The following is a 1,925-nucleotide window of genomic DNA, read 5'->3' as shown; positions in this document are numbered from 1 at the left end:
CCACGCTGTACAACATGATGAGGATAGTTGGGCAAAACGACACGTCCCACTCTGGGCATAGGTAACCTCCTTCCTTAGAGAATTACAGCCTAGCAAATGGAAAAAAAATAAATCTGTCCCCTTTTTTGGATTTATTTTTCAGAAACTCATCCGCTACTTTTCAAAATCCTCACAAAACCAAACTTCAAAAATAAATCTGTCCCCTTTTCTTTCTCACAAAACCAAACTTCAAAAATAAATCTGTCCCCTTTTCTTTGATCGCTAAAATAAATCTGTCCCCTTTTCTTTTATCAACTTTAATACTAGCTTCTCTCAACGCTGGGTTGGTTTTAAACAAAGACTCGGCTTGGACTGCCGCTCGACTAGACATATCAGCCACCCTGCTATCCGGCAGAACCTTTGGATCGTAAGTCGTTTTCGTGGATGTAGGCTTATACTCACCCATTTTGCCACCTGTCAGCGAAAACGCGTAACCAGAGGGCCTAACATTTCGCCAGTAAAGTACCGAGTTCCTAAGTCTTTAGCAGGCTCCATCCCTCCGTAATACTCCTTCATACGAACTCTATCAGAAATCTCTTTCAGATATTTCTGCAGTAGAAGCATAACTTTATCAACATCACTAAAAACAGAATCGTCAAAACACAGCTCTACGTCAACACCGCCCCCACATTTTACAACTCTAAGTAATACAAAAAAATCGGAGGAAGCAGATACAATATCAAAACCATACAACTTAGCAGACACACAAACATCACCTTCAAAACGACAAAGCTCCGCAACCATACTTTGATCAAGGCCCAAGCAACTCGCAATACCGAGCACTTCTGAAGCTGTCACATCGTCGACGCGCTCCGAATGACTCTCCAAATCCTTCAGAAGAATAATAATATCGTCTTCAACCACACCACCTAGAACAACCTCATATAACTCTTTCATAAATTAGTCGACAAACCCTTTAAATGCCCCATCTAAATTCAACCGTATGCCACGCCCGTCGCCAAGACGTTTCTCTATAAATGGAATTCCTTTTTCTGTTGTCACCGACTTAAACTCGCCGGGAGCACGTATTATTTCACGTAACTGCTTCATAGCCTGCTCGTTCCAAGTAGCCATAGACCCTGTAGTCTTACCCCAAATATCAGGATTTCTACCCGCGTGCTTCGATAGTGCATGACCGATAACGGTGGAACCTTTGTAAGGTAATTGAACGAAAAAAAATGGACAGATTTATTTTTTCAGAGACTCATCCGCTACGTCTCAAGATCTTCACAAAGCCCAAACCTCAAAAAACCTGCCCCCTTTTCTTGTCAAGTAAGTGACGCTCAAATTTGCCCCATTTTTTCTTCTAGCCTCACCCCGACTCAACAATGAAATCTTTCGCTAGAATCATCGCCTCAAAAAAACCAGAGAATGGAACTCTCAAAGTCGCGCTACTTAAGTCAGCAAAGATCTCCACCTCTAAAGCGTCCACCCCTTTATCCTGATTAACTTGAGCAATTGGTTCGCCTTTATATTGAATCTCCGCAGTCAGCCTTTTATAGCGATTATCACTAAAGCCCAGAACTTCAAAATCCGAATTACTTTCAAGTTTCATGGTTTCGCCTTAGGGTCCAAAAACCCAGAAAATGAGCCATCATTATTGTAGCGCAGACCTCTTCCATCGGGAGCCCGGACCTCTAGCCCACCGCGACTCAAATTTGAGAATGTTGAATTTGGATTCTTGAGAACGTCATCAATAATACAAGCAAAAAGGGGACAAGCAAAAAGGGGACAGATTTATTTACCACCATCCAACCTTGGCCGCCCTTGCCCTCGGCGCTCAATACGAACGCCTGCAATCCTCTCAACTTCTTCAATGAAACGAGCAGTTCCGGTAAGCTGCCCCCGTTGCAACGCCTCACGAATAATTTTCGTCTCATCACTCG

At 43.1% G+C, this 1,925-nt stretch carries 4 protein-coding genes and 1 pseudogene; all 5 read right to left on the bottom strand.

All coding sequences use genetic code 11. The features are described from left to right. Positions 1-184: 184 nt before the first annotated feature. Positions 185-445: a hypothetical protein gene (locus GIV26_RS26985; RefSeq protein WP_236282918.1), complete on the bottom strand. Its 261-nt coding sequence runs from the start codon at positions 443-445 to the stop codon at positions 185-187. Between the two features lie 11 nt (positions 446-456). After that, entirely contained in the window at positions 457-936 is a 480-nt protein-coding gene (locus GIV26_RS26980; protein WP_054897996.1) for a hypothetical protein, read from the bottom strand. A 3-nt stretch (positions 937-939) separates the two neighbouring features. After that, positions 940-1,089: a hypothetical protein gene (locus GIV26_RS26975; protein WP_164919369.1), complete on the bottom strand. Its 150-nt coding sequence runs from the start codon at positions 1,087-1,089 to the stop codon at positions 940-942. Between the two features lie 262 nt (positions 1,090-1,351). Next, on the bottom strand, positions 1,352-1,594 hold the full coding sequence (locus GIV26_RS26970; RefSeq protein WP_054897997.1) for a hypothetical protein: 243 nt from the start codon (positions 1,592-1,594) through the stop codon (positions 1,352-1,354). 182 nt (positions 1,595-1,776) lie between these two features. Continuing rightward, positions 1,777-1,925 (bottom strand): annotated as a pseudogene (locus GIV26_RS26965) (transposase); the annotation flags it as partial.

Origin of the sequence: Pseudomonas sp. PA-1-3F (assembly GCF_021609665.1) — a bacterium.
GTDB classification, from domain to species: domain Bacteria; phylum Pseudomonadota; class Gammaproteobacteria; order Pseudomonadales; family Pseudomonadaceae; genus Aquipseudomonas; species Aquipseudomonas paracarnis.
This window is presented reverse-complemented; position numbering and strand designations above follow the sequence as displayed.

What these genes read in the sequence shown, in the direction of transcription:
- GIV26_RS26970 (WP_054897997.1), bottom strand. Translation starts at nt 1,594, where the DNA reads ATGAAACTTGAAAGTAATTCGGATTTTGAAGTTCTGGGCTTTAGTGAT.
- GIV26_RS26985 (WP_236282918.1), bottom strand. Translation starts at nt 445, where the DNA reads ATGGGTGAGTATAAGCCTACATCCACGAAAACGACTTACGATCCAAAG.
- GIV26_RS26980 (WP_054897996.1), bottom strand. Translation starts at nt 936, where the DNA reads ATGAAAGAGTTATATGAGGTTGTTCTAGGTGGTGTGGTTGAAGACGAT.
- GIV26_RS26975 (WP_164919369.1), bottom strand. Translation starts at nt 1,089, where the DNA reads ATGAAGCAGTTACGTGAAATAATACGTGCTCCCGGCGAGTTTAAGTCG.